The 20288-nt window shown below is 53.4% G+C and carries 17 protein-coding genes and 1 pseudogene; 10 read left to right on the top strand and 8 right to left on the bottom strand.

Translation table 11 applies throughout. From position 1 onward, the window contains the following. Positions 1 to 60 precede the first annotated feature (60 nt). Positions 61 to 1017: an NAD(P)-dependent oxidoreductase gene (locus GOV90_RS13180; protein ID WP_171090994.1), complete on the top strand. Its 957-nt coding sequence runs from the start codon at positions 61 to 63 to the stop codon at positions 1015 to 1017. Positions 1018 to 1096: 79 nt separating this feature from the next. On the opposite strand, the gene GOV90_RS13185 is transcribed toward GOV90_RS13180, so the two are convergent. Further along, complete coding sequence (locus GOV90_RS13185) at positions 1097 to 2953, bottom strand: SLC13 family permease (protein WP_171091224.1); 1857 nt, start codon at positions 2951 to 2953, stop codon at positions 1097 to 1099. A gap of 154 nt (positions 2954 to 3107) precedes the next feature. Continuing rightward, positions 3108 to 4028 carry a LysR family transcriptional regulator gene (locus tag GOV90_RS13190; protein WP_171090992.1) on the bottom strand — a complete coding sequence of 307 codons (921 nt, stop codon included), beginning with the start codon at positions 4026 to 4028 and terminating at the stop codon, positions 3108 to 3110. Between the two features lie 111 nt (positions 4029 to 4139). On the opposite strand from GOV90_RS13190, the gene GOV90_RS13195 reads away from it, so the two are divergent. Both GOV90_RS13195 and GOV90_RS13200 read left to right on the top strand, forming a co-directional pair. Then, a complete protein-coding gene (locus GOV90_RS13195; RefSeq protein ID WP_171090990.1) occupies positions 4140 to 5096 on the top strand; it encodes an SDR family NAD(P)-dependent oxidoreductase in 957 nt (318 codons plus the stop codon). Then, on the top strand, positions 5081 to 5455 hold the full coding sequence (locus GOV90_RS13200) for a DUF4345 family protein (RefSeq protein WP_171090988.1): 375 nt from the start codon (positions 5081 to 5083) through the stop codon (positions 5453 to 5455). The genes GOV90_RS13195 and GOV90_RS13200 overlap by 16 nt, the downstream gene beginning before the upstream one ends. 323 nt (positions 5456 to 5778) lie before the next feature. Here GOV90_RS13200 and GOV90_RS13205 read toward each other — a convergent pair whose 3' ends face one another. From GOV90_RS13205 to GOV90_RS13215, 3 genes are all read right to left on the bottom strand, one after another. Then, entirely contained in the window at positions 5779 to 6342 is a 564-nt protein-coding gene (locus GOV90_RS13205) for an IS5 family transposase (protein ID WP_171090986.1), read from the bottom strand. 236 nt (positions 6343 to 6578) lie between these two features. Further along, entirely contained in the window at positions 6579 to 7490 is a 912-nt protein-coding gene (locus GOV90_RS13210; RefSeq protein ID WP_171090983.1) for a dienelactone hydrolase family protein, read from the bottom strand. Positions 7491 to 8031: 541 nt separating this feature from the next. Beyond that, the gene (locus GOV90_RS13215) at positions 8032 to 8949 is read right to left on the bottom strand and encodes an MBL fold metallo-hydrolase (protein ID WP_171091221.1); all 918 of its coding nucleotides are present in this window, start codon (positions 8947 to 8949) and stop codon (positions 8032 to 8034) included. 95 nt (positions 8950 to 9044) lie between these two features. On the opposite strand from GOV90_RS13215, the gene GOV90_RS13220 reads away from it, so the two are divergent. Further along, the gene (locus GOV90_RS13220) at positions 9045 to 9941 is read left to right on the top strand and encodes a GlxA family transcriptional regulator (protein WP_171090982.1); all 897 of its coding nucleotides are present in this window, start codon (positions 9045 to 9047) and stop codon (positions 9939 to 9941) included. Between the two features lie 249 nt (positions 9942 to 10190). Here GOV90_RS13220 and GOV90_RS13225 read toward each other — a convergent pair whose 3' ends face one another. After that, positions 10191 to 10955, bottom strand: a complete 765-nt coding sequence (locus GOV90_RS13225) for a hypothetical protein (RefSeq protein ID WP_371732479.1) — start codon at positions 10953 to 10955, stop codon at positions 10191 to 10193. A 348-nt stretch (positions 10956 to 11303) separates the two neighbouring features. On the opposite strand from GOV90_RS13225, the gene GOV90_RS13230 reads away from it, so the two are divergent. Together GOV90_RS13230 and GOV90_RS13235 are read left to right on the top strand one after the other, a co-directional pair. After that, positions 11304 to 13580: an adenylate/guanylate cyclase domain-containing protein gene (locus GOV90_RS13230; RefSeq protein ID WP_371732478.1), complete on the top strand. Its 2277-nt coding sequence runs from the start codon at positions 11304 to 11306 to the stop codon at positions 13578 to 13580. A gap of 307 nt (positions 13581 to 13887) precedes the next feature. Beyond that, positions 13888 to 14310: pseudogene (locus tag GOV90_RS13235) on the top strand (tyrosine-type recombinase/integrase). 389 nt (positions 14311 to 14699) lie between these two features. Here GOV90_RS13235 and GOV90_RS13240 read toward each other — a convergent pair. Next, entirely contained in the window at positions 14700 to 15080 is a 381-nt protein-coding gene (locus GOV90_RS13240) for a VOC family protein (protein ID WP_171090978.1), read from the bottom strand. An 86-nt stretch (positions 15081 to 15166) separates the two neighbouring features. Between GOV90_RS13240 and GOV90_RS13245 the strand changes: the two genes are divergently transcribed. Then, a complete protein-coding gene (locus GOV90_RS13245) occupies positions 15167 to 15919 on the top strand; it encodes a DeoR/GlpR family DNA-binding transcription regulator (RefSeq protein WP_171090976.1) in 753 nt (250 codons plus the stop codon). Continuing rightward, on the top strand, positions 15916 to 17097 hold the full coding sequence (locus GOV90_RS13250) for an MFS transporter (protein ID WP_171090974.1): 1182 nt from the start codon (positions 15916 to 15918) through the stop codon (positions 17095 to 17097). Before GOV90_RS13245 ends, GOV90_RS13250 begins: the two co-directional genes overlap by 4 nt. 33 nt (positions 17098 to 17130) lie before the next feature. Here GOV90_RS13250 and GOV90_RS13255 read toward each other — a convergent pair whose 3' ends face one another. Beyond that, positions 17131 to 18465, bottom strand: coding sequence for a hypothetical protein (locus GOV90_RS13255; RefSeq protein ID WP_171090972.1), 1335 nt, complete (start codon positions 18463 to 18465; stop codon positions 17131 to 17133). Positions 18466 to 18543: 78 nt separating this feature from the next. Here GOV90_RS13255 and GOV90_RS13260 point away from each other — a divergent pair, with 78 nt between their 5' ends. Both GOV90_RS13260 and gntH read left to right on the top strand, forming a co-directional pair. Then, positions 18544 to 18798 carry a hypothetical protein gene (locus GOV90_RS13260; RefSeq protein ID WP_170594381.1) on the top strand — a complete coding sequence of 85 codons (255 nt, stop codon included), beginning with the start codon at positions 18544 to 18546 and terminating at the stop codon, positions 18796 to 18798. A gap of 10 nt (positions 18799 to 18808) precedes the next feature. Further along, positions 18809 to 20275 carry a guanitoxin biosynthesis MBL fold metallo-hydrolase GntH gene (gntH, locus tag GOV90_RS13265; RefSeq protein ID WP_216602324.1) on the top strand — a complete coding sequence of 489 codons (1467 nt, stop codon included), beginning with the start codon at positions 18809 to 18811 and terminating at the stop codon, positions 20273 to 20275. The last annotated feature ends 13 nt before the right edge of the window (positions 20276 to 20288 follow it).

A 20288-nucleotide genomic window follows, 5' to 3' on the forward strand; every position in this document is an offset into this window, starting at 1 on the left:
GAATGGTCAGATAAATCCGTGATCGCATGACGGGTACAAGCCAGCAGGGAGAGGCGACATATGAAAGTAGGATTCATCGGGTTGGGAAACGTTGGCGGCAAGCTTTCGGGTTCCTTGCTGCGAAACGGGATTGATCTGACGGTGCACGATCTGAACACGGATCTGGTGGCCGAGTTCGTCGCCCGCGGTGCAAAGGCGGCAGAAGGCCCGGCACAGTTGATGCGCGATTGCGATGCGGTCATCACCTGCTTGCCATCGCCTGCGGCATCAGATGCGGTCATGCAAGAGATGCTGCCTGAAGTGGGCCCCGGCAAGATCTGGATGGAGATGTCGACAACCGATGAGGCCGAGGTCAAGCGTTTGGGGGCCGAGGTGATCGAACGCGGCGGTGCGGCGGTGGACTGCCCGGTTTCGGGCGGGTGCCATCGGGCGGCCACCGGCAATATCTCGATCTTCGCGGGATGTGACCGTGCGACTTTTGAGCGGATTCTGCCGTTTCTGACCACCATGGGACGGCGTGTTTTGCACACGGGTGAATTGGGCTCTGCCTCGGTTTTGAAGGTGCTGACCAACTATCTGGCCACAGCCAACCTGATCACCTGCGCCGAAGCGCTGGTCACGGCAAAGGCGGCGGGCATGGATCTCAACACGACATATGAGGCGATAAAAATCTCGTCCGGTACGTCCTTTGTGCATGAAACGGAAAGTCAGGTCATACTGAATGGTTCGCGCGACATCTCCTTCACTATGGACTTGGTGAAAAAGGACATTGGTCTGTTTCAAGAGGTAGCGGACCGCGCCGGGGTGCCTCTGGAAATGAATCCGGTCATGATCAAGATTTTTGAAGATGGCATTGCCCGGTATGGCGATCGCGAGCTGTCGCCGAATATCATCAAACGTCTGGAAGAGGCGACTGGTTTGGACATCACAGCCCCCGGTTTCCCGCCGGAGATGGAAGATGATGAACCGGAAGAGCCGGGGTATGAGGTTGTCCCGCAAGGCCGGGGCTCGGCGTAGAGGTTCAAGCTAACCTTTCCAACAAAACTAATCGGCAATCGGGGTGGGCCAGCCCAGAAATCCGGCCCCGATTGCCGCGCTAGTACATAACGTTGATCATCACCAATGAAACGACAAGGAACAGCGCGGTCATGATGCCGCCTGAACGGACGAAATCCATGACCTTGTACCCTGCCGGACCCATGATCAGCGCATTGACCTGATGGGTCGGGATGATGAAGCTGTTCGAGGTGGAAATGGCAACGGTCAGCGCAAAGACTGCAGGGTTGCCTCCGGCAGCCACTGCAATGGACACAGCCAGCGGTACGAGCAGAACGGTGGCGCCAACATTCGACATGACCAATGAAAACGCCGTTGCCAGAACAGCAATGCCCGCTTGAAGCGACCAAAGCGGCCAGCCGTCGAGAATGACCATGATCTGCTGTGCGATCCATGCGGCTGTGCCGGTATTTTGCACCGCCTGTCCCAAAGGTATGAGGCAGGCAAGCAGGAAAACAGTGTTCCATCCAACGGCACGGTAAGCCTCATCCACGCTGAGAACGCGGCTCAGCATCATGCCAGCTGCCCCTGTGAGAAGACAAAGCGAAAGGCGTACGTCGGTAAACAGGATCAGGCATATTGAAATAGCGAAAAAAGCAAGCGCCCACCCGACTTTCTGCGGCCTCAATTCCTCCTGCGGGAAATCGCTTGTGACCACAACGAAATCCGGATCGCGGGTGATCCGCATCAGATTGTCCCACCGCGTGTGCGCGACCAGCATGTCCCCGGCATGGAACTTTTCAAGCCCAATCTGAGTGGATTCGTGATCTTCAGTCTCAACGTGGCTGAGCGTTTCTTCCCCTCTGTGAATAGCCAGAAGCGACATGCCGTATGTTTTGCGGAACAAAAGCTCGCGCGGGCATTTGCCGATCAATTTACTGTCGGGGGTAACGACAACTTCGGCGACACCGGCATTGGTGGGTGCGAACTCCTCAACAAAAACATCCAGATCGGGAAGAACTGTTAAGCCGAATTTCTTCGCAAAAACCTCTACCTCGCCACGCCGTCCAACAATCGCCAGCCGACAAGGGGCTGCGATTTCAGCGGTCAGAACCTGAACCATTGACGTTTTGCCGCGATAAAAAGTTGAAATGATGTACAGGTGGTTCTCATGGTTGATATCGGCCAGGATCTGCCCGACCAGCGGGCTGTCTGCAGGCACAACAACTTCGAACACATCTGCCTTTAGCCCATACACCCGCTGCAAATACTCTTGTGTGCCCTGACCGGTGCCCGTGTTGTCGGCCCCTTCCGCCACAGGAAGAACCCAGCGCCCGAGCAGCAGAAAATACCCGATTCCAGTCAAGATCAGCACCGCCCCAATCGGTGTTACCGAGAACAGCCCGAACGGCTGCATTTTCTGATTGTCCGGCAAGCCGTCATTGGCCGTTTGTATCAGGTCGTTGAGCAAGATCAGCGGTGAGGACCCCACCATCGTCATCGTCCCCCCCAGGATCGCGCAGAACCCCATCGGCATAAGCAGGCGCGACAGCGGTATTCCCGATCTCGTGGATATCCGGCTGACAACTGGCAGGAACAAGGCGGCAGCGCCGACGTTTTGCATGAAGGAAGAAATGACGCCAACAGTTCCCGAGATGATCGGCAGCACGCGGCTTTCCGATTTGCCGCCGTACTTCAGAATAACGGCCGCAACCTTGTTCATGATGCCGGTTTTGTCCAATCCAGCACCAACGATCATGACCGCAATGATCGAAATGACCGCGTTTGACGCAAACCCATCAAACAGACGCGGCACATCCGCCAGATTTTCAAGGCCGGGTGCGTAGCTGAGCAGACCAACGAGAACCAGAACCAGTATGGCGGAAAGGTCGATTCTGACGACCTCGGACACAAATAGGAAAACTGTGAAGGCGAGAAGGGCGCAAACGACCCCCATCTCGAAGGTAAAGGTTATGTGTTCCACTAGACGTCCAGAACTTATTACTTATTCTGAAATAAACCTTTAGTTCATCCCGCATTCATTGTCATGAAATTTCGATTACGACCCGATTTTGGACATAATATTACCCATTCGATTGTCTGCATGTTTTCTATTGAGGCAGTGTCGTTCCAGCAACCCAGAACTCATTCCGCCTCGATTGGACGCTCGCGGCCAAGAAATCCACGAATAGTCTGACCCGGGCCGTGTTCTTCAGGTCGCGGTGTAGCAATAGCCAGATGCTTCTGTATGGCATGGGTTTTTGAAACGGTGCTCTGATCAGGTTTGGGTGCCGGTCTCCCAAATTGCAGGCAAGGTACGCCATGCCCAGCCCGGAAGCCGCCAGCGAGATCAATGGAACAAGTTCAGATACACGGTGTTTCAGCGTGGCCTTGGGATAATAACTGTCTTTGACCCACTTCGCTGTGGTTACTTCTTCAGGCTCATGCCAGCCAATCAGGTGCAATCCCGCGCCTCCGTTGTCGCTAATACGTTCCGCGTAGTCGCGTGTGCAATAGGCGGCCTGTGACATTTGGACGAGTTTTCTGCCAACCACATCATCAGTCACCTCATTTGCTATGCGCAACGAGACATCCGCTTCGCGTCGTGTCAGATCGCGGATGTCGTTGGTGAAGTTCATGTTGAGGGTAATGTCCGGGTAGAGGTCAGCGAAGGCGGCGAAATCATCCATCAGCGAGGTCATCGCCAGACCATGGGGCAGCGTTACGTATACCGTGCCCGAAGGTTGCGCATCCCGTCCGACAATGACCCGAGACGCAGCGGCCATTTCGGCTTCTACCCGTTCGGCATGGGGCATCAGATCTTCGCCAAGCTGTGTCAGAACCAGACCTTGCTTGGAGCGATCAAAGAGGCGACTTCCGACACGTTCTTCCATAACTGAAAGTCTCCGGGTCAATGTCGTGTGGTTGACCTGAATGCTATCAGCGCCGCCCCGCAATGTTCCGGTGCGGGCAACAGCAAGAAAGTACTTCAGATCAACCCAGTTAAGTGAGTGGCTTTCCTTTATCGACATGAAGCCTGTGTTTCATAATTGAGGCACGGTGTCCACAATTGTCCATCTACAGTTCATTTATTGACCACCCTACCTTGGGCCTATCGAACTTAAACCCAAGGACCCTATCCGATGAACCAGATACAATCTGTATTGATCACCGGCGCAAATGCCGGACTGGGCCGAGAAGCGGCCCGGCAACTTGCGCTTCAGAAAGGCATATCCAAGGTCTATCTGGCCTGCCGCAACCCAACGAAAGCCAAAGCAGCGAAATCGTCGCTGGAACATGAAACCGGACGCAAGATTTTTGAAATTGTCCTGATGGACGTGGCCGATCCGGCCGCGGTTCGCGCCGTTGTGGCCGAACTTTCCACCCCGATTGACGCTGTAATCCTGAATGCGGGTAGAACGGGCGAGCAGAACCCAAACAGCCTCACCAGCGATGGCGTGACTAACATTTTCGCAACAAACGTTTTGGGCCACGTGGTGTTGGTAGACGCGTTGCTGGAACGCCAGTTGGTGACATCCACAATCCTATACGCCGGGTCCGAGGCTGCTCGTGGTATTCCCAAAATGGGTATGCACCGCCCCGACCTGTCCGATGGAACAGTCGACGAATTCAAATCAATCGCCGACGGCAGCAAGTTCGGACCTGAGGGCGACCCTATGCAGACCTATGGCTATGCCAAGCTCACCGCGACCCTGTGGATGGGGGCGATGGCGCGCCAGCACCCCCATATTCGCTTTGTCACCATGAGCCCCGGAGGCACCGCAGGAACCGCTGGCTTTGACGACCTGCCACTTATGAAACGCATTGTCTTCAAACACGTGGGCGGAGTGTTGATGCCCTTGTTCGGCATGATGCACAGCGTTGAGGCCGGGGCAAAACGGTATCTCGATGGTTTGCTAAACCCGGAATTCAAAACCGGCCACTTCTATGCCAGTCAAACGGGTTATCCCACCGGGCCAGTCGTGGATCAAGCCAGCATAGACAGGGCTCTGTCAGATATCACCACTCAGGACAACGCGAACCAGGCACTGCGACAGTTCGCTCAATTTAAGGGAGAAATGAAATGGATACCACATTGAACATCTTCGTCATCCTCGCAACCATCATGCTGTCTGGCCTCGGCATCATGTCAATGTTTGCTCCTCGGCGCATGGTCGCCAACTTTGCCATCGAGCCGGTCGGCACCGCCGGACTCAGTACGATCCGTTCGGTGATTGGCGGGCTGTTTCTGGCCTCAATGGTTTTGCTGGTGATCGGTCTGACCACCGGTCAGACACTGGGCTATGTGGCTGTTGCGATCCTGATGGGTGTTGTCGCTGTCGGTCGTATTGTTGGAATATTGGCGGACGGATTTGACAAAGCTGTTCTGCCCCCGCTGGTCGTTGAACTTGTGATCATCGCGGTGTTGCTGTTAGCCTACTACCAGCTCTCCTTCTAATCGACTTCGAAGCAGATGGATGGCGGCGAGCTTGAAGTTGCCGTCCAATCAGCCAACCACCAAATCCATGAGTAAATTTCCAGCAGTTTCCGCGTCGTCCTACTTTATGGACTTGGCAGAACTGACCAACGAAGGGCGCTCAGCTCAGGCCCTGAGCGGGTGGTTGTTTCGGCAACGATCTCAAATACTCACGATGTTTATCACTATCATCGGCGCTATCCGCTCCTCTAAGTAGCGATCAGCGCGCAGGTGATGAGTGACGCGACAGGGAAACTTGGTGGTCAGGCCGATTTAGAACGGCAGGTTTCTCTAGGGGTCAAGACTCATAGCCAATAGATAACGTTTGCCGTGAGAGCGATGGCTGAGAAGAAGACCTTGGGACAGCGGTCATATCGGGTTTCCGCGCGCCGCCAATCCTTAAGACTGCCGAAGATAATTTCGATCCGGTTGCGCCGATTGTAGCGACGCTTGTCGTACTTCACTGGTTTCTTCCACTGTTTCCGGCCAGGGATGCAAGCGCGTATCCCTTTGTCTTTCAATGCGTCTCGGAACCAATCGGCGTCATAGCCACGGTCGCCGAGTAGCCAGTCCACCTTCGTCAAACTGTTCACCAATGCACGGGCTTCGATATAATCGCTGACCTGTCCTGAAGTCGCAAACAGGTTCAGCGGACGTCCTTGGCCGTCGCAGATGGCGTGCAGCTTGGTATTCAAGCCGCCTTTGGTCCGCCCCATCAGGCGTCCACGCCAGTGTAAGTCATTACGATTGATGAAGATAATCCCACTCAGTACACGTCGATCATCAACGCGAGCTTTGCCATGAGACTTCGGAAAGAAAGGCTCAAGCCGCGCCATCTGCGCGTCTGTCAACCAGAAAAGATCAGACATGTTCATCGCTCGTTTTCGAACCGTGAATCACGCAACCAAGCGGAAATCAATGGGTCCTGACCATAGGAGCGAGGCGCGAGCAAATTGGGCTTTTACCTATCACCTGACGCAATAGATCATGCTTTGCCACGCCTGAACATGGCTCAAGGTCAGGTGTGTGGACAAAACTGCCTTTGCTGAAGGCGACCAATGCTAAGGCAGTTGTCAACCGCCGCTTGCAGCTGTTCATCTGTGCATCACTGTTCTTTGCCAATTACGCGTTCGAGGAACTTGGCAATCCGCCCTTCCACGGACATGCTTACTGCGTCGCCACCCAAGCTGGCTGCTCCGGCAGGATAGAAATGGCCAAAGCCCGGTACCCACGCAAACTCATGCTCCACGCCGACTTTTTCGTAGTGAGCGACAAGGAGGGGAACTGAAGACAACGCGCCCGGCAGATCATACTGACCCATGAACATGAGTATCGGCGGTCTGTTTGACGAAGCTGTAACCGCCTTGTTCACGTCAAACCCGGCGTCTGTGCCCGAGAGGAGAAAAACACCAGAGACAGGAACTCCCATACCATGTGCAACATTCCAGGACGTCACTGCGCCTGCGGAAAACCCTCCAAGTACAATACGGTTCGGATCGATGTTGTAAGTGGTCGCGGAGTCCTGGATATGCAGTACCGCTTCGCGCAAATCCTCGGCAGCCGAGATCACACCATCAACCATTGCCTTCTCTTGTTCGGGGATGCTGAAATCAAGCGGCGGCAGGTCCATAGTGCCCCGAATGTGGTTGGCTTGGGGCAATAGTGGCAACAGACTGTCTGGCGCGATCCAATCTGTTTGATAACCTTCACCCGATGGCACAGGCCCTTCGGGTGTCAGCCGATAATCGATTGCAAAGCAGGTATAGCCCCGCGCGGCAAAACGGCGGCAATAATTGCCCATCGAGGTATCCTGAGCACCACCCGATTGAAACGTAAGTCGCGGACTGCCGCGATGGAATGCGCCGCCGAAGGTGAGGATTAAAGCAGGTCGCGGCGGCGTGTCTGTGCCTTTGGTCGGATGATAGACGTCCATCCACAAATCGCGCGAAATCTCCTTACCCTCTTTCGTCACGACCCCCTGTCCATAAACCACGTCTGCTTCCAGCGAATAAGTCACCGGGGCTGCCTCCTGCGCGTCAAGTGGAGCGGCAATCAGTACCTGCGAAAGTAAAACAACGGCCAAAGCACTGCAGTTGAATTTGCTAAACCTACGCAATTTGGAACCTCGCTGAAGTGGTTAGACAGATTTTCTTTGAAAGAGATCATGTAATGGCTACGCGACGGGCTTTGAGCGTAAACGCTCGGTTGGACAAAACTCAACCTTTGTATGATGGGTGAATTTGCCGGCCGCTGTAGGCTGGCGCAGTGTGTCTGTTACACTTCCGCTTTGCGTTCAAAGCAGTCTTTCGCTGTGTAGTGCATCAATTACCCCAGCGCGGGACCAAACGGGCATGAAGATGTTGCACCCCTATGGCTGCTTCACGAAAGATAGACGAAAATGCTCTTGAGAGGCGTTGTCATAAATTTCAGACCATTGGTTCGCTCAGTGAAGCAATTTAGAATGCAAATGCGAATATCTGAACAACCATGATCGCCAGTACATGAAGCATCGGCTTAGGTAGAAGCAATAAATACGCGCCCACCTACACCTTTAATTTTCAGGTCAGAGGAACAAAGGCAAAGCCTTCGCCAGCGCGTTCGACGCGCCCGGTGCCCGGATAGCTAAGATGCGTTGCGGAAAACACCGTTTCGTTTTCCGCCAACTGGACCAACAACTCTGTCCGTGTTGCAATCGCCTGCGCTGGATCGGAATCAAGCGCGCAACTCACGTTCGGATGCGCGAATTGCAAGGCTTCTGAAATGACCGCGTCACCGACAATGAAGAGAGCTTCGCCATCTACCGCCGCAACGCGGACGCCGCTGTGACCTGCCGTGTGTCCGGGCAGCGGAACAAGTGTGACGCCTCCACCAAGATCAGCTTCTCCCACATATGTAGTGACCCGATCCGCCAAAGGTGCGGCGATGGATTGCAGCAATTCAATCATCGGTTTGTCCGCCTCTGGCGCATTGGCAAGCAACGCGGGATTTGTCCAGAACGCCCATTCGGCCTCAGCCACATGGATTTTTGCATTTGCAAACCCACCCGCGTCCGGACCCATCAAACCACCAATGTGATCTGCATGCATATGGGTCAGAACGATATCGGAGATGGCGGTTTTTTCGATCCGTTCAGCAGCAAGGAGCGCGTCCAGTTTGCCGACGGTCGGAAACATTCCTGACAGGGCCTGACCGGATCCCGTGTCCACAAGAATGATGCGGTCGTCATCTCGCACCAGCCAGGCTGTGGCCCCGATATCAATGGGATCGCCTGCGGCGGCTAAGGCTTCTTCGTCAGCTCCCTGGAAAAAGGCGGAAGGAAGGCTGAAATGACCGTCCGACAACATCGAAACTACCTTTGTCCCAATGTTCAAAGAGACGACTTCTCCCGCAAAGACAACCGGGGGGAATGCCACAGACGCTGCAGTGCCAAGAAGGGCTGTGGAAAATGTCCGGCGGGATAACCTGAGGTTTTTCATGGTCATGTCCTTTCATGTTACTTGCAACCAGATTGATTTTTCCTCGCCATTTCGCTACTGGCACAAATGACAAAAACTATGCAGATAATGACAAGATGAGCCAAGCCAAACGCATCGCCGTCATAAGCTATATGGGCGCTTTGACTTCCGCAGTGCATGGCATCAAAGAAATGCTAGAGCTTGCCGGAACCTTGAAACGCGATCGCTCTTTGTGTGTGGAACTCACAGACGCCGTTGAGCCTGGATATGATGTCTACATTCTGCCACCCACGGGCCAAGAGATCGACGTCATAGCGCAGCCTGACATCCCTCTGTCACTTCGTCGGGAACACGCTCGCGGAGCGCTATTGTGTTCGGTATGTGCTGGATTGATTTGGCTGGCAGAAGCCAATGTTCTGGGCAATCGACCGGTGACAACGCATTGGGGCTTGGAGACCCAAATGAAAGAGCACTATCCCAGTGTCGCGACCGATGTGGATCAAATCCTGATTGAACATACGGATCTTATCACCGCAGGCGGGATGATGGCTTGGGTTGATCTTGCTCTCGCATTGATCGAGCGCCTGATCGGCCGTGATGTGATGATTGAAACATCGCGCTACTTTGTCGTTGACGTTGCCCGGATCGACCAACGGCGCTATCGCAGCTTCACCCCAAACCTGTCGCGTCAGGATACAGCCGTGCGAAAGGCACAATTGCATATCGAAAGTAATTATGCGGACAACCTGTCGGTGGATGATCTGGCCAAATCTGCCGGGCTTGCAGCGCGCACATTCATCCGACGCTTCACCTCCGTAACCCGACTGACACCAATGGCCTATGTAAATGCAGTCCGGATTGAGAACGCCAAAGAGTTGCTGATCCATTCAACAAAACAAATTCAACAGATCGCTTTTGAAATCGGATATTCTGACCATTCGGCCTTTGGCCGAAAGTTCCACGAAGCAACAGGGATCACACCTCGGGATTTTCGCGTGAAGTTTTCAACTTAAGCAATATCGCCAGCGACTTAGATTTCCTCACTTACGAAAAAGCTACTGATTTACGTGACTTTCCTCTGGCTTTCATATCCGGACCGCGAAAACAGCCATTCATTCAGGTTGCGGCATCGGCCAAACAGGGCTCGGAGCAGCCGTGCGCCGCAACCCTTACAAACGACTGCTTCGCGGACACAGCGGAAGTATGGACTCAGCTGCGAGAAAACCTACGCACGCATCTGGCAAACAGGCTCAATGCTGCGATCAGAACCTAACTCTAAATGCCAGACCGACCAATGGCGCTGTTTCATAGCTCTGACGACTAATTTCCGCTCCATTCGCATCATCTAGCGTCAGGCGGCCGTCAATTTCTGCGCCTGCAAAGACGCTCAATGAAACCCCGGGATTCGGGTTGTACCCAACAGAAAGAACTACAGGGATACTCTTATCTTCACCTACGCCATCCGGGGCAAGGCCATCCCCATCCAACCTGAATCGTATCCTTTCCGATCGCGCGGTCAACGAAAGGTCTATCGTGTCATTCAACGAGTAGCTCAGTGTCAATCCGGGACCTTGCGTTGCTCCTAAACCAGAGCCAGTGTTCAAGTTCCAGCGATCATTTATGTCCCAGTCGATCAGCAAAGCCGGAAAAAAATCAGTACTGTCATCGTCAAATTGAGAATACGCACCAAAGGCCGGGCCTATCGTCAGGCGCTCGCTCAGTTTCCAAGCAAGACCAGCAAAAACACCATAGGTTCTGCCGTCAGATGACGAGGCCCCGCTTTGATAGTCCCACCTGATTTGTGGCGACACAAAAACCGTAGCTGTATCACCCACACGAAACCGGACAGGAACAGCAATGCGAAGGTCACGGATGTTTTCCCAAGGCTGGTTGTTCGGTTGGCTGAAGTTATAATCCAGCTTGCCAAAGCTGGTGGAAAGCCCAACGGAATTTCCTTCTTCCAGATTGTAAAGTGCGGTGACACGTAGAAATGATCGACTTGCAGAGAACTCGCCACCGCCGCTCAAATCCGCGTCCCCTTGAAACGCGGCAAGCCCATCAATCTGATACGCCCAACCTAGCCGGGGCTGTGCAGCAGATGGAAACGCCGTGAACCCTAGGGAAATAGCTCCAAACCAGCACGTTAGAACAAGGTTTTTCATGTGACATTTCCTGCGTGACGCTGGATTCCCTTTGGGTTGCCATTCCTTAACGAGCGGTTCAAGTCCGTTAGAGTCTGATTTGCGAACAAAGCTGGCGTGTGCATTTTAACGCTTTCTGCAGAATCTTAGCCTGAAAATCAATAAACTACGAGTATTTGTCCGATCCAAATGGCTGACACATAGGTTTCAATAGTCAGCACTGAATGCCTTGCCGTGAAAACCGGTTTCCAGAAAAACAGCCCAATGATAGGCTGCGAAATTATGGAAAGCCGACCAAAACGTCGATTAGCAGCTATCTTAGCCGCCGATATCGCAGGCTATTCAAGATTGGTCGGTTTGGATGAAGAAGGTACCATCGACAAGCTGCGTGAGATCCGTTCCCAAGTCATCGAACCATTGATTTCCGGGTATACCGGGCGCATTGCGAACACAGCGGGTGACAGTTTTCTGATTGAATTCCACAGTGCGGTCGATGCTGTTCGCGCGGCCGTAGAGATACAATCTGAACTCTCGAAAAGAAACTCAGAAATCGAGCCCGACCACGCTATCGTTTTTCGGATCGGTTTGAACGTCGGAGACGTTGTCTCGAACGCTAATGACATCTTGGGCGACGGCGTCAACGTGGCCGCTCGGCTTGAGGCGCTGGCGGAGCCAGGGGGAATAATTGCGTCACAGTCGATCGTCGAATACGCCCGCAACAAGGTACCTTTCAACTTTGCACCTATTGGCCCTCAGGCAGTCAAGAATATCGCGGAGCCGGTTGAGGCTTTCCGCATCGAAACCGATGCGACGCGGTCGTTATCGAAGCCCGAAACCAAGCTAACGCCACGTTTCATGAAGTTGGCTGCAGTCTTGATGGTGCTAGCTGTGTTAGGGTATTTCGGGGTAAAGACATGGGAAAAGGGTCAACTGCGCGCCTCAGAAGCGCAAATGGTCTACCCGCTACCTGACTTGCCTTCGATTGCCGTGCTTCCGTTGACAAATTTTACCAGTGACGCTTCCAACAAGATGCTGATCGATGGTGTATCTGAGGACCTGATAACGGATTTGTCTCGGATTTCCGGGCTATTCGTCATCGCTGGAAACACATCTTTCGCTTTTCAGGACCGCGACATTGATGTTGCTAGCTTTGCCGAGAAATTGGGTGTTCGCTACGTAGTCGATGGTAGCCTTAGGCGCACCGGCGATGGTTTTCGGGTTAATATCCGCCTGACCGACACATTGGACGGTAGATTGATTTGGGCAGAACGTTTCGATGGTGAAATTGATGACATTTTTGACCTGCAAAACAGCATTGTGCTGGCAATTGCGCGGGAGTTAGATGTTCCGCTTGACTCTCAAAGTCGGACTGCAATCGAAAACGTAGAAACTGAAACGATCGAGGCGCGCGAAGCCTTCCAGCGTGGTTGGGAACTCTATTCGCGCTTCAATGAGCAGGACAACCTGGCTGCGATACCGCATTTCGAACGCGCGGTTGAGCTGGATCCTGATTATGGACGCGCGTGGGCAACACTTGCTCTGGCACATTTACGACCACACATTTTTCACCATTGGACTGGCTTCGCGGACGCCGAAGAGCAGATGCACATTGGCCTGTTCTACAAGTACTATCGTGAGCTTACGCAGCAGGATACCTCACTGATCCACGTGGTCAGAGCAATTGTCAGTTTAAATCTTCCGGATTGGGACAGTGCTACTGGTAAAAGCCGAGGAACGGATGAAGCCAGACAGGAAGCGGCAAAAGCCATTGCTTTACAACCCAGTGACCCCGAAGCGCACTTGACGATGGGATGGGCTCTGATTGCGGGCGGTAAACCTGAGGAAGGTCTTGCATTTGTTCAAGCTGCGATGCGTCTCGACCCTGCGTACCCCAGCCATTATGCGTTGTTCGAAGGTGCTGCGTATTTTGCAATGGATGATCTGGTAGGCGCTGAGGTAGCCATATTGCATGAACTGGAGCGAAACCCTCAGGCAATTGAATTGATGCCTTTTGCCGCCTCGATTTTGGCATTGAATGGCGACCGGCGGGCTGCGCGGGCATTGATAGATCGATGGCGTAAAGGTGAAAAAGAGAGTGGTCTGAACGAAGTTGTTCGCGAGTATTTCTTTATTGTGCGTTGGATTGGCGAGCAGAAATACCTGAACAACCGATTAAAAAAAGGCCTGCAAATGGCAGCGCTTCCGCCGAGCACGACAGTCGCAAGCCTTAGAGCCGATTTGTCACGCGGGGATGCCAAAGAACAGCGTGACGCAGCTCAATCTTTGGCGCTATTTGGGTCCGAAGCAGCACCAGCAGTTCCGGAATTGATCATGCTGCTGGACAGCCCTTCGGTCTTTGTCAGAAAAGAAGCGGCCATAGCCTTAGGGGAAATCGGCGAAGGAGCATCTTCTGCGTTGCCTGCGTTAGAAGCAAACGTCGACGAGTCTTTGTCGGGCAGTGTAGCCGCTCGAGCTATTGAACAGATACGCGGATACTCACAAAAGCAGTGACCGCAGTGTCTACTTTGGGCTCAGAGCAGCCTTGCGGCAGTACAGCATCATCGAATTGGACGATGTTTCGAAACCTGCCATTCAGTATTCTGCTTAGACTTCACCGGTCAACAAGGTGTCGAAGCATGGAGCGGGAGGGATGGATGGAGGAAAGCTCATGTCCAAAATTCAACTTCCCGCAGTCCAACCAAATCGCGCCTTCTGGAACAAAGGGCGATTGGTCGGTCAGAAACGTCCATTGCTTCTAAAGTAGGTCTGGGCCATTCGCGCCCGGCTCGAACTGGCCGGCAACTTGCGGGATCTGGCGATGTTCAATCTGGCGATCGATAGTAAGTTGCGCGGGTTGCGACCTTGTAAAACTAAAGGTCGCCGATCTTGTAAGCGGAGATCAGGTGCGCGAGCACGTGACCATCACTCAAAGCAAGGCGAAGCGGTGGTGCAGTTCGAGGTGTCTGAAAACACACGCGAAACCATCTGGAATTGGGCACGGAGCCCCAAGATGGTCGGGTGTGCCTGTCTCTTTCCAAGCCAGCTCACATAAGACCGGATGTCTAAACGCGGCAATATGCACGCCTGGTTCGTGAACGGATTTCCGCCATAGGTCTCGAGCCGAGCGTACAGCACGCATTCGTTGAGACGCACAAAGGCAGCTCAGATCTATCGCAAGACGGGCAATCTGCGCGCCGTGCAACTTCTGCTCGGTCATACGAAAGTTGACAGCACGGTGTGATACCTTGGCGTTGAGCTTGAGGACGCCCTCAGAATTTCGGAGAAAACAGACATCTGAACATTGAGCGAACAGCTTAACCAGCCGTTCGTCTTTTGAAAGCAGTCATCTGCCAGATGCCCTGCGAAAGGCGGCTCTGAGGCCATATTGACCGATGCTGCGCGATCAACCGACGGCGGCTATGCGCAGTAATCAAGCGTAGCAAATCTGCAAAGTCTACCCGTTATCCACACAGGGCGAGGTCCAGATTTATCGCGGGTTTTGTCAACCGCCGTACACTTTCTAAGCGGAGATAATTTGAATGGATTGTGACGCTCGTCTCGAAGCTAAGAAGCATAGGGCCTTTGCTTTTGATAGTAATAAACTCAAAAAACTTCTGGCTATAAGTGAATTCATTCGACGATCTCCACCATGAGACCTTCCGGAGATCGAACCACTGCTTCATAATATCCGTCTCCCGTTCGCCTCGGTTCGGACACTAGCAGCCCAGCGTGTTTGAAGCGATCTGCGACCGCATCAACATTCGATACACTACCTACTGAAAAGGCAACGTGTGCCCAGCCACCTTCCTCGTGAGAGCAGGGCTTCACCCATGGCCCTTCCATCAGTTCGATGCGGACGTCTTCGTTTGGCAACGTGGCGAAGCGGGGGGCAAAGCTGAGGCGATTCACACTCTCAAACCTGTCGCTGAGTTCCGCTTCGAAAAACTCTACCCAAAATTTCGAGGAGCGCTCCAAGTCTTTTGTCCAAAGAGCAATGTGGTTCAATTTCATCCCAGTCTCGCTCACATACTTTTCAGTATTGACGGAAATCGCATAATAGCCTATGCGGTTTTTTGCAATATTCTGAAAGTTTCTGCATGAATCTGAATGTCCCTGACACACGACAACTCGAACTGGCTCGGCGCTTGCAGGAAGGGCAGCAAGTCATTGCGGTCGAAGCTGCTCAAGAATTTGACGTGTCAGTTGATACGATCCGGCGGGATATTCTCGCCCTCGAAGCAGAGGGAAAGGCCCAACGCGTTCGCGGTGGCGCTGTGCCTTTGTCCACTCCGGCAACGCCGTTGCATAAAAGACTGTCGAGAGATGTCGCGCCTGACACGAAACTGGTATCGGCCGCTATCCGAGAGATCGGCAGTGCAGCGACACTTCTGATCGATGGAGGCACGACAACACTTGCCATAGTCGAACACCTGCCCCAGGAAGAGGTTCGTCTTGTGATCACACCGTCGCCCTGGATTGCGATTGCCTGCCAGCAAAAGAACGTCCCGGTATATGTTTTGGGTGGTAGCCTAAGGCCGCAAGGCGGCATTGCGACAGGAGACACCGCAATCGAACGGGTTGGGGATGTCGCGGCAGATGTTGCCATTCTGGGAGCGTGCGGACTGGAGGCAGAGTTCGGTTTAAGCTCGGACGATGCAGAAGAAGCCATGATGAAGAAGGCAATGCACCGCGCCGCAAGCCGCACTATTGTTGTGACTAGTCACGCGAAAATCGGCCTAAGAGCCTGTCATCGAACAGTAGCGCTCTCAGAGATAGATGCCGTTGTCACAGATTCACACAACGCGACAACAGATTTGATCGCGTCTCACACGCGTGTGGTGACCAAATGACCAACAGTTCTCATGTAAGTGAATTGACCTGGAGTATTGGCCAGCCGACTGATCATTCGGCTACAAACTCGGCGCGTTTAGCCACACGTTTGGCCTTTTTTACGGCGGGTTTTTCCCTGGCCTGCTGCGCGCCCCTTTTTCCCTTTTTCAAAGAATCCGTTGACGTAGACAAAACTCAATTTGGTTTACTCCTGCTTTGTCTTGGATTTGGATCCATAGTCGCCATGCCGGCTACCGGCGTCTTGGCAGCGCGCAGTGGAGCGCGTCCACTTATTTTGCTTGGAGGTTATGGCTTGATCGCCATGCTTCCATTACTGGCACTATCGCAAACGCCAATAGCATTGGGTGCAGCTTTATTCGTTTTCGGAGCATCACTTGGGACCATCGACGTCGCAATGAACGTTCATGGCGCGGAAATTGAAGCTATCGAAAATCGCCCCCTTATGTCGAACTTTCACGCCCAGTTCAGTATTGGTGGGTTTTTCGGAGCTGGTTTGGTTACACTGTTGTTGTCGTTATCCATCCCAGTTCTGGCTTGTGCCATGGTGGGGGCTATCGTGGCATTGGCTTCGATGCTGTTGGCCCGCTCCCGGTTTTTGGAGGTCAGTGGCAAGGATCCGGAACCCATTGTCGTTCCGCGTGGGATTGTTCTGCTCTTAGCCATTTTGGCGGCAATCACGTTTTTGGTCGAAGGTGCCCTGCTGGATTGGGGCGCTCTTTTAATCATTGATCTTGAACTCGCCGAACCCGAAAGCGCCGGCGTCGGCTACATATTGTTCTCAATCGCAATGGTATTAGCCCGCCTGAATGGTGACCGAATTGTCGAGCGATGTGGGGAATATCTTGTGTTGCTGGTTGGCGGATCAATCGCAATTCTTGGGATCGCGAGTTTTTTGCTATCGACCAACTCGGTTGTTGCCATGCTTGGGTTTGTCTTGATTGGGCTCGGAGCCGCGAATGTGGTGCCGATCTTATTCAGCGCTGCTGGACGTCAAAACTTGATGCCACCGGGGATTGCGATCGCCTCGGTTACTACAACGGGATATGCAGGCATACTTATGGGGCCAGCATTGATTGGTTTCATAGCTGGGACATCGACATTGGCGGCGGCATTCTGGATTCTCGCGCTGCTTTTGGTATCAGTTCCGATTTCCGCAAGTCTGGTGGCGAAAGTCTGAAACCAACATAGGCAATAGCCGCAATAGGTTTCGTCAGTATCTACTCAGCGTTTCCAGTATCAAATTCCGCGTATTGACGTCGTTGTGGAAAATCCTGTCGGCGAGAAACTCGGACGGAAACTCAGGCCATGTCCCGCGCATTTCAGCAACGAGCCGTCGTGCTTCTTCTGAATTTCCTAACTGATCGTGCGCAACGGCTTGGAATAAGAGCGAAGGAGCACTGACTGGCGCTCCGGCAGCTGGCGCTCCCTGAAAGGCTTCAACAACATTTTCGTAGTTCCCGAGCATAAGTTGCGAAACGCCCCAAATGTTTCTCGCACCAAACCTGCCAGATCCTGATTTGGGTCTCTCCGGGGTGCTAACCTCGGCAGCAAGTTTCGGGGCGTTAGCCAAGATGGCGGTGATACCTGCAAGGTCGAGAATATGGCCATCATTCGGTGCCAGTTCGACGGACATTCTTGCGTATTTCAATGCCTCGTTTGGCTGGTCTTGAACAGCCAGCACCCAGCCATTTGCGCCGTTTGCCCACGCATCAGCAGGGGACAATTCAAGCGCTTTTCCTGACATTTCTGAGGCTTGATTGAAGAAATCATCCCTTTGTGCTTCATCCGGCGACAACACCGCCAGGATCGCCAGGACCTGCGCTGATCCGGCATAACCGTCAGACAGGGCCGGGTCGAGTTCCATCGCGTGCTGGAACATTCCCAGTGCTAATTGCTGACGCTTGACATCAAAAACGGGAAAAAACATGCCTCGGGCTTGGTCTGCAAGGTTGGCCGCCTGGAGTCTTGTCAACGAATGCTCTCCCAGTGCTGCACGTTCTGCTTTCTCGATGGATTGAGTCGTTGGAACAACCTCCCTGTAATCCTGGCTCATCCAGGCGCCAAGCACAGCGACTAATGCAAGAACACCCAGTCCGGCTGGCAGCAATTTCAGCGAACGCCAAAGGCCAACTGGATTGTCGATCTTCAGTTCACTTGATGTTCGGTCTTCGATTGTAGGTTCGTATGAAAACCGCGGCTTGTATCCGCCAGGGTCAACAAAAATGCGAACACCGTCACCGTCCCATTGTTCTTCGTAAAACGCGTGTAGCAGTCGACGTAGCCGCCTGGCTTCGACGCGAACGAGGTTTTGACCGCCAGTGCCATCAATGCGACGCTCATAGACCTCCACAGCGATAGCTTTACCTCGTATCTGGGGACCACGACCCGCGATAGCTTCCTCGACTACGTATGTAAGAAACTGCTGGAGACGGGGCGAAGCTTGAAACTCGTCGCTCGATACAACGCGTTCGAGTGCTTCCCGGACAAGATCCGGCGACGGCTGCTCAACATGTTGATCTATCGGCAATTCATTGGCTTTGTTCAAGGCAAACTCACCCCCAACTCACGGTGACTCACTTGGCGTGCGCGGTCAACCGCACTCATTTCGATGTGAGAATAGATAGTGGGAGCCGGGATTTATCCAGTGGCGGTGGACCTGACAAAAGAAATTGCAGAATTGTCCGAGGCGTTGTCAGGGCGTATCGAAACGGATGCTTTGCTCAAAGAGGTTATCGAAGACCTTAAGAAAGCTTCCGAGCTGTTGGATGACGTTTCGACCCCAGCCCAAGAGCGCGCGGAATGGGCCCACATCAGATCTGAACTCGTGAACGAGCTTCGCCGGATGGTGAAGCGCAATCTTCGTAACACTTTTAACTGAGGACCGAACCATGACCAAGGAAGACAATGGTAAAGACCTGGAGCACAAACAAGTTCAGGCGACAGAGCAAATTGAAGACCCCTCACGACGGAGTGTTCTTAAGGGTTTAGCCACTGGAGCCGCCGCGACAGGGGCGGCTGGGTTTGCGGCGGGGAGTGCCGAGGCCCACGAAGGAGACGGCCCGCTGGGAGAAACTCTCAAGAACCCATACGGTGGGCGACCCGCAGGTGGTATCTCTTTGCCAGAGTATTTCCGTCCGACGAAGTACATGACAGGTTCAAATGCGAACTATTTTCCGCTTAGTGAGGAGTTGGGACCAGATGAGATGCGCATCTCATTCTGTGGCTCGACCCCCTATCCGCCGCGCGAAGATCAGGCGGGTACGTGTATCATGGTAGAGTTGGGAAATGGAAAACGGTTCTTCTTCGACTTTGGATCCGGTTGTGTCCGCAATATCATTGCCATGCAGGTGCCGGGGCAGCTGATCAACGACATCTTCATCTCTCACCTGCATGTCGACCACTATGCCGACATCCCTTACATCTACCCATTCCGGGCCTGGTCAGGAGGGTACACTCCACTTCGTATTCACGGCCCGTCCGGTCGGACACCCGAGCTTGGCACAGCTGGGATGGTCAAAGGCATGCAGCAGATGCTCAAATGGCACCTTGAAGCATTCGATGTGTTCCCAATTGGTGATGGCTATGAGATCGAAGTCAACGAGTTCGATTTCAGCCAGGAAGGTGGCATCGTTTATGACCAAGACGGTGTGACTGTTCGGTCCTGGCCGCGCAGCCACGCCAAGGACGGCGCAGTTGGGTATCGGCTCGATTGGAATGGTCTGAGCTTTGTATGGACAGGCGATGGTCGCCCGGATGAGCTTTCACGGAAATACGGTGAAGGCGTGGATGTCTTTGTAACCGAAATGTCGGGACAGGATATTGGTCAGTTGATGACCTACAAATACGGTATCCCACAGGATCTGTTCAACTACACCATCGATACGCATCATACCTCCCACTATGCCGTGGGTAAGCTATTTGCTGACACAAGGCCGCGGTTGGGAATGGTAACGCACTATACACAGGACGAGGATATCGATGCTGAAATGCTGGCTGGTATTCGCGCCCACTATGACGGTCTGTTCCAATGGGGTCTCGATGTAGCCGTTGTGAACGTGACCAAGGATGCCATCTGGTACAGGAAAGCTGCACTGCCCGGAAAATCCGGTACTGTGCCACCATTTCGTGAACTGGCTGCGGCAGCCGAGGCCGGGCGTATTGAGCTCCCGGATGAAATCACATTGCCGAATCCGAGGCTCACTCGAGCAGATCAGCAAGACCAAAAGTACCGCGATATGGAGATCGATCCACGCGAATACTACCCAACTGACGTTTTCCGAGCACCCGGCGGGGACTGGCCGCAGGACTTTACCATCAAAGTTTCGGATGTAATCGGCCCGCGTGATGAAGACTGAGAGGAGATCGAAC

The organism is Ruegeria sp. HKCCA5929 (assembly GCF_013034525.1).
GTDB lineage: Bacteria > Pseudomonadota > Alphaproteobacteria > Rhodobacterales > Rhodobacteraceae > Ruegeria.